At 72.5% G+C, this 8152-nt stretch carries 1 protein-coding gene; it reads left to right on the top strand.

From position 1 onward, the window contains the following. The coding region (locus AB0I10_RS39285) for an SDR family NAD(P)-dependent oxidoreductase (protein WP_363157544.1) at positions 1-8152 on the top strand (8152 nt) is incomplete at both ends.

Raw genomic sequence — 8152 nt, forward strand, 5'->3', positions numbered from 1 at the left:
GGGCGCAGCGGCCCCGCGCTGTCGGCGGTGATGCACACCGCGGGTGTTCTGGACGACGGCGTGGTGGACCGCCTCTCCGCGCCGCGTCTGGAGACCGTGCTGGCGGCCAAGGCCGCGAGCGCCGCCCACCTGGACGAGCTGACCGCGGACCTGGATCTGGATCTGGACGCGTTCGTACTGTTCTCCTCGGCCGCGTCGACGCTGGGGGCTGCGGGGCAGGGCAACTACGCCGCCGCAAACGCGTATCTGGACGCTCTGGCGGAGAACCGGCGGGCCCGTGGCCTGGCCGGTCTGACCGTGGCGTGGGGTGCATGGGCGGGTGGCGGTTTCGCCGAGTCCAGCGACGTGGTGCGGGCGCGGGCCAGGCGGGGTGCGATGCCGCCGATGGATCCGCAGCTTGCCGTACGCGCTCTGGGTGAGGCGCTGGACGGCCCGGACGCCGTCGTCACGGTGATGGACGTGGACTGGGCCCAGTTGGCGTCCGCGCCCGATGCGGCGGGGCTGTGGGAGGCGCCGCTGGTACGGGACCTGCCGGAGCTCCGCCAACTGGCCGCCGCGGGTACCGGCACCGATGACCTGGTGCGCGGTGAGGGTGAACTGGCGCGCCGCCTCGCCGGGTTGGGCCGGGCGGAGCAGGAGCGGGTGCTCACCGATGTGGTGCGGGCCGAGGCGGCTGTGGTGCTGGGGCACGACTCGGCAGAAGCGGTAGAGGCCCGGCGGGCGTTCAAGGATCTGGGCTTCGACTCGCTGACGGCGGTCGAGCTGCGCAACCGGCTGAACGCGATGACCGGGTTGCGGCTGCCCGCCACGTTGATCTTCGACTACCCCACGCCGGCTGCGATGGCCGACTTTCTGCGGGCGGAACTGACCGGCGAGCAGGCGGGAACCGGCACTCCGGTGGTCGTCATGGCGCCTTCGGACGAGCCGTTGGCGATCGTCGGTATGGCCTGTCGTTTCCCGGGTGGTGCGGGCAGTCCGGAGGAGTTCTGGGAGCTGCTGTCCTCGGGCGGCGACGCGGTGAGTGGGTTCCCGACCGACCGCGGTTGGGACCTGGACGGTGTCTACGACCCGGATGGCGAGCGTGACGGCACCTCGTACGTGGCGCAGGGTGCGTTCCTGCGGGACGCGGCGGAGTTCGATGCGGGGTTCTTCGGGATCAGTCCGCGTGAGGCGCTGGCGATGGACCCGCAGCAGCGGCTGCTGCTGGAGACGTCGTGGGAGGCGCTGGAGCGCGCCGGAATCGACCCGCAGTCACTGCACGGCAGCGCGACGGGCGTCTTCGCCGGCGGCTACGCGTCCGGCTACGGCTTCACCCTGGCGGGTCAGGGCGGGGCCGGTGTCGAGGGGCACCTGATGACCGGCAATGCGACGAGCGTGCTGTCGGGCCGGGTGTCGTACGTGCTGGGTCTTGAAGGCCCGGCGGTGACGGTGGACACGGCGTGCTCGTCGTCGCTGGTGGCGCTGCACCTGGCCGCCCAGGCGGTGCGATCGGGCGAGTGCTCGCTCGCCCTCGCCGGTGGCGTCACGGTCATGGCGACGCCGGGAACGTTCATCGACTTCTCGCGACAGCAGGGCCTGTCCATGGACGGACGATGCCGCGCGTTCTCCGAGGACGCCGACGGCACGGGCTGGGCCGAGGGCGCGGGCATGCTCGTGGTCGAGCGGCTTTCGGACGCCCGGCGCAACGGGCACCCGGTCCTGGCTGTGGTACGCGGCTCCGCGACCAACCAGGACGGCGCGTCCAACGGCTTGACCGCTCCCAACGGTCCCTCGCAGCAGAGGGTGATCCGCACCGCCCTGGCCAGCGCCCGACTGTCCGCCGTTGATGTGGACGTGGTGGAGGCGCATGGCACGGGCACCACGCTGGGTGACCCGATTGAGGCCCAGGCCCTCCTTGCGACCTACGGCCAGGAGCGCAGCGGGGGACAGCCGCTGTGGCTCGGCTCGGTGAAGTCCAACATCGGGCACACCCAAGCAGCCGCTGGTGTCGCGGGCGTCATCAAAATGGTCCTCGCCCTGCAGCACGAGCAGATTCCGCAGACGCTGCACGCGGACGAGCCGTCCTCGCACGTGGACTGGACGGCAGGCGACATCAAGCTGCTGAACGAGCAGGTGCCGTGGCCGTCCGACGGGAGGCCGCGCCGTGCCGGTGTGTCCTCGTTCGGGATGAGCGGCACCAACGCTCACGTCATCTTGGAGGAGGCGCCGACCGCTGAAGCCGGCGCGGCTGAGGACGATGTCGACCCGGCGGACGGTGCGGGTGCGGCCGAGGTGGTGTCGGCGGCTGGTGCGTGGCTGGTGTCGGGGCGGTCGGCAGCGGGACTGTCGGCTCAGGCGGACCGGTTGCGTGAATGGGCAGTGGCGCGGCCGGAGTTGGTGCCGGTGGACGTGGCCTGGTCGCTGGCGACGACACGCTCGGCGTTCGAGCATCGCGCCGTGGTCGTGGGCAGCGAGCGCGAGGAACTGCTGACCGGTCTGGAGAACCTGGCCGCCGGTGTGCCCGCCGGTTCGGTGGTGTCGGGTGTGGCCCGGCCGGGTGCCCGGACGGTGTTCGCCTTCGCGGGCCAGGGCTCGCAATGGATGGGCATGGGTCGCGAACTCTCCCGGTCCAGCCCGGTGTTCGCGGCACGTCTTGCGGAGTGCGAGGCAGCGCTGGCGCCGTACGTGCCGTGGTCGCTGTCCGAGGTACTCGCGGGTGCCGAGGGCGCTCCCGCACTGGAGGCTGCGGATGTGGTGCAGCCGGTGTTGTGGGCGGTGATGGTGTCGTTGGCTGCGGTGTGGGAGGCCGCTGGTGTGTCGCCGGGTGCGGTGGTGGGTCATTCGCAGGGTGAGATTGCTGCGGCGACGGTGGCGGGGATGCTCAGCGTCGAGGACGGCGCTCGTGTCGTGGGGCTGCGTTCGCAGTCGTTGAAGGCTCTGGCTGGTGCGGGCGGGATGCTGTCGGTGAGCCAGTCCGCGGAGGTAGTTGAGGAGCGCTTGCCGAAGTGGGGTGAGCGTCTGTCGTTGGCGGCGGTGAACGGGCCGTCTGCGGTGGTGGTTTCCGGTGAGCCGGGGGCACTGGAGGAGTTGCAGGCGGAGCTGGAGGCCGAGGGCGTACGTGCCCGCATGGTGGCCGTGGATTACGCGTCGCACTCCGCGCAGGTGGAGCGGCTGGAGCAGGAGATCACGTCCGTACTGGCTGATGTGGTGCCACGCCAGGGCCGGGTCCCGATGGTCTCCGCGATGACAGGCGAGGTGCTGTCCGGCCCCGAGCTGGACGCCGCGTACTGGTACGGGAGCCTGCGGGCGCCCGTCCACTTCGACCGTGCCGTGCGGACCCTGGCCGACCAGGGGCACCAGGTATTCATCGAAGTCACCCCGCATCCGGTGCTGATGGGGGCGATGAACGACACCCTGGAAGAGGTCGCGCAGGCCGCGGGTCCGGGCGTCGTGCCCGGTGCGGTCTGTGGGACGTTGCGGCGTGACGAAGGCGGCGCGACGCGGATGATCACCTCGCTCGCCGAGGCGTTCGTCCGCGGAGTCGAAGTGGACTGGAGCGTGGTGCTGCCCGCCGGCGAGCGGGTGGAGCTGCCGACGTACGCGTTCCTGCGTGAGCGGTTCTGGCCGCAGGGAATGCTCCCCCTGTCGTTGGCGGGTGCGGGCCAGGACGCGGTGTCGCTGGGGCTGGGTGCGGTGGACCACCCGCTGCTGGGTGCGGCGGTGGAACTCGCCGGCGGCGCGGGGCTGGTGTGCACGGGACGGCTGTCGGTGCGTACGCATCCGTGGCTGGCCGACCACACGGTGGGTGGCGTCGTACTGCTGCCGGGCACGGGCTTCGTGGAAATGGTCGTACGCGCCGGTGACCAGGTGGGCTGCGGTCTGCTGGAGGAACTGACGCTGCAGGCACCGCTGGTGGTACCCGCAGATGGCAGCGGGGTGCAGGTCCAGGTCGTGGTGGCCGTGGCCGACGGCGAGGGGCGGCGTGGGATCGAGGTGTTCTCGCGCCCCGACGAACCCGGCGAGCAGCAGGTATGGGTGCAGCACGCCAGCGGTGTGATGGCCCCGGTCCCGATGCGCGGGCCGACGCTGGAGGACCTGTCGGTCTGGCCGCCGCAGGGCGCGACCGCGCTCGACGTCGACGATGTGTACGCGGTGCGTCTGGCCGATGTGTACGGTCCGGCGTTCCAGGGGCTGCGGGCCGCCTGGCGCCGTGGCGAGGACATCTTCGCCGAGGTGGAGCTCCCGGAGTCGGTGGCTCAGGAGGCGGCTTCGTTCGGGCTGCATCCGGCCCTGCTCGACGCGGCCCTGCACGCCGCGGCCCTGGAAGACGCGACCCTGGAAGACGCGACCCTGGAAGACGCGTCCTTGGAAGATGCGGACGGTGAGCCGGGCCAGGTCCGTATGCCATTCGCATGGACCGGCGTGGAACTGCACGCGAGCGGGGCGTCGGTGCTGCGTGCCCGGCTGCGGCGGGACGCGCGGGGCGGCCTTGCGCTGACCGCAGTGGACACCACGGGCGCCCTGGTGGTGTCGGTGGAGTCGTTGGTCAGCCGCCCGATGTCGGCCGCCCAGCTCCAGACCGCCGACAGCGGGCTGACCGACGTGTTGTTCGTCGAGGAGTGGGCTCCGGTGGCCGAGGCGCCCGCCCCGGCCGGCGAATGGGCGCTGGTCGGCGCCGACCGATTCGGGGTGGTCGAGGGGCTGGCCGCGGCGGGTGTGCCGGTACGGACCTTCGCCGACCTGTCCGAGGCCGCCGCGGCAACAGAAGCGGGCGAGGCCACTCCGCAGGTCGTGATGGTCTGCGCAGGCACCCTGCCCTCCGATGCCGATGCCGATGCCGATGCCGATGCCGATGCGCCTGCCGATGCCGATGCCGATGCCGATGCCGATTTCGATGCGGTGCCGGAGGCGGCTCGGCGGATGACCGGCGAGATGCTGGGGCTGGCCCAGGAGTGGCTGGACGAACAGCGCCTGGAGTCGGCGCAGCTGATGGTCGTCACCCGTGGCGGCGTGGCCGCCACAGGTGACGAGGGCGTGGTGGACCTGGCGGCGGCCGCGGTCCGGGGCCTGCTGCGCTCGGCGCAGTCGGAGAACCCCGGCCGGCTGGTCCTCGTCGACCTCTCCGCCACCGAAACCGGTGAGCAGATCGCCGTACTGCCGACGGCACTCGCCGCCGGCGAACCGGAGCTGGCCCTCCGCGACAAGGGGGTGTTCGGGCGGCGGCTGGCCCGTCCGTCCGGCGCTCTGGCGGCGGTTGAACACCCTGCGAGCCCGCACGCCGATGCCCCGCGGTCGCTGTTGGTGACGGGCGGGACGGGCACATTGGGCGGGCTGGTGGCCCGCCACCTGGTGGCGACGGGCCGGGCCGACGGGGTGGTGCTGACCAGCCGTACGGGTCCCGCCGCCGCTGGCGTGGCGGTGCTGGCAGCGGAGTTGGCGGAGCTGGGTGCGTGGGTCCGGGTCGTGGCGTGTGATGTGGCGGACCGGGACGCGCTGGCGGCGCTGCTGGAGACCATTCCGGCCGAGTGCCCGTTGCGCTCCGTGTTCCACGCTGCCGGGATCATCGACGATGGCGTGATCGCCACTCTCACACCCGACCGTCTGGCGGCGGTCATGCGGCCGAAGGCCGACGCCGCGTGGCACCTGCACGAGCTCACCCAGGACCTGGACCTGGACCACTTCGTGCTGTTCTCCTCGGCGGCGGCGATCTTCGGTGCGCCCGGACAGGGCAACTACGTTGCTGCCAACGCCTTCCTCGACGCGTTGGCGGGCTACCGGCGGGCGGCGGGCCTCGCGGGCCTGTCGCTGGCGTGGGGCCCCTGGGTGCACGAAGCGGGCATCGGCCGGGATCTGGGCGAGCAGCTGCTGACGCGCATCAGCCGGTCGGGCGTCGAGGCGCTGGGCGCCGACGAGGGCCTGGTCGTGATGGACACGGCGTTGGCCCGCGACGAGGCCGTGCTCGTCCCGGCCCGGCTGGACGTGGCGGGACTGCGGGCGAGGGCCGCTCGCAGCACGGAAATCCCGCCGCTGTGGCGGGCGCTGGCCGGTGGCCGGGTCCGGCGGACGGCCGCCACTCATGTCGCAGCGTCCGGTGCGGACGCCGGGGAGGCGCTGCGGCAGCGGCTGGCCGAGGCGTCGGGGCCGGAGCGGGACCGGATGCTGCTGGACCTGGTACGGGCCCATGTCGCCGCTGTACTCGGGCACGCGTCGGCGGACTCGATCGAGGCGGGCCGGGCCTTCACCGATCTGGGTTTCGACTCGCTGACCGCCGTGGAGCTGCGCAACCGGCTGCGAACGGAGACGGGGCTGCGGCTGCCGGCCACGCTGGTCTTCGACCACCCCACCCCCACCGCGCTGGCCGTGTTGCTGCGGGGCGAGCTGGCGGGAGACCTGCCCGCCACGGCCGAGCCCGTCCGCCCGTCCGCCGCGGTGGCGGACGAGCCGATCGCGATCGTCGGCATGGCCTGCCGCTTCCCGGGTGGCGCGGCCGGCCCGGAGGAACTGTGGCAGCTGCTGGCCTCGGGCACGGACGCGATCGGTCCGTTCCCGCAGGACCGCGGCTGGGACATCGAGGCGCTGTACGACCCGGACTCCGAGCAGACGGGAACCTCCTACACCCAAGAGGGCGGGTTCGTCCGGGACGCGAGCGGCTTCGACGCGGGGTTCTTCGGAATCAGCCCGCGTGAGGCAATGGCCATGGACCCGCAGCAGCGACTGCTGCTCGAAACGTCCTGGGAGGCGTTCGAGCGTGCGGGCATCGACCCGGCCGCGTTGCGCGGCAGCCAGACCGGCGCGTTCGTCGGGGGTTACGGGTCGGGGTACGCCGCGCTCAGCCTCCAAGGCGAGGGAGAGTTCGAGGGCATCGAAGGGCACGTGATGACCGGCAACGCGACCAGCGTGCTGTCGGGCCGGTTGTCGTACGCCTTCGGCCTGGAAGGCCCTGCCGTGACGATGGACACGGCGTGCTCCTCGTCGCTGGTGGCACTCCACATGGCCACTCAGGCGCTGCGGTCAGGGGAGTGCTCGCTCGCACTCGCCGGCGGGGCCACGGTCATGGCGATTCCCGACGGGTTCGTGGCGTTCTCGCAGGCGCGCGGGCTCGCGGCGGACGGGCGGTCCAAGGCGTTCGCCGCGTCGGCCGACGGCATGGGCATGGCCGAGGGCGTCGGCATGCTCGTGGTGGAGCGGCTGTCGGACGCGCAGCGGCTGGGGCACCCGGTGCTCGCGGTGGTGCGTGGCAGCGCGATCAATCAGGACGGTGCGTCCAACGGTCTGACGGCGCCCAACGGGCCGTCCCAGCAGCGCGTGATTCGGGCTGCCCTGGCCAGCGCTCAGCTGTCCGCTGCCGATGTGGATGTGGTGGAGGCGCACGGTACGGGCACCAAGCTGGGCGACCCCATCGAGGCCCAGGCCCTCCTTGCGACCTACGGCCAGGACCGTCCCGAGGACCGTCCGGTGTGGCTGGGTTCGGTGAAGTCCAACATCGGGCACACCCAGGCGGCCGCCGGTGTGGCCGGTGTGATGAAGATGCTGCTGGCGCTCCAGCACCAGCAACTGCCGCGGACACTGCACGTGGATGAGCTCTCGCCGCACATCGACTGGTCGGCCGGGCACGTGCGGCTGCTCACCGAACCGGTCCCGTGGCCGGCGGACGGGCGTCCGCGCCGTGCGGGCGTGTCCTCGTTCGGCATCAGCGGCACCAACGCGCACATCATCCTCGAAGAGGCCCCGGCCGCCGGGACCGGCGCCTTCGGGGACGGTGAAACGGACGCCGCCGACAGCGACACCGCTGCCGTGGCACCGGTGGTGTCGGGACCCGGTGCGTGGGTGGTGTCGGGCCGGTCGGTCAAGGCGCTGTCGGCACAGGCGGGCAGGCTGCGTGAATGGGTGGCAGCACGCCCCGAGTCGGAGCCGACCGACGTGGCCTGGTCGCTGGCCGTGACCCGGTCCCTGTTCGAGCACCGGGCCGTCGTCGTGGGCGGCGACCGTGCGGAACTCGTGACGGGTCTGGAGAGTCTGGCAGCTGGCACGTCCACGGGTTCGGTGGTGTCGGGGGTTGCCCGGCCGGGTGCGCGGGTGGTGTTCGCCTTTGCGGGTCAGGGGTCGCAGTGGCTGGGCATGGGGCGGGAGTTGGCGGAGTCCAGCCCGGTGTTCGCAGCGCGCCTCGCGGAGT

Source organism: Streptomyces sp. NPDC050636 (genome assembly GCF_040654775.1).
Taxonomy (GTDB): domain Bacteria; phylum Actinomycetota; class Actinomycetes; order Streptomycetales; family Streptomycetaceae; genus Streptomyces.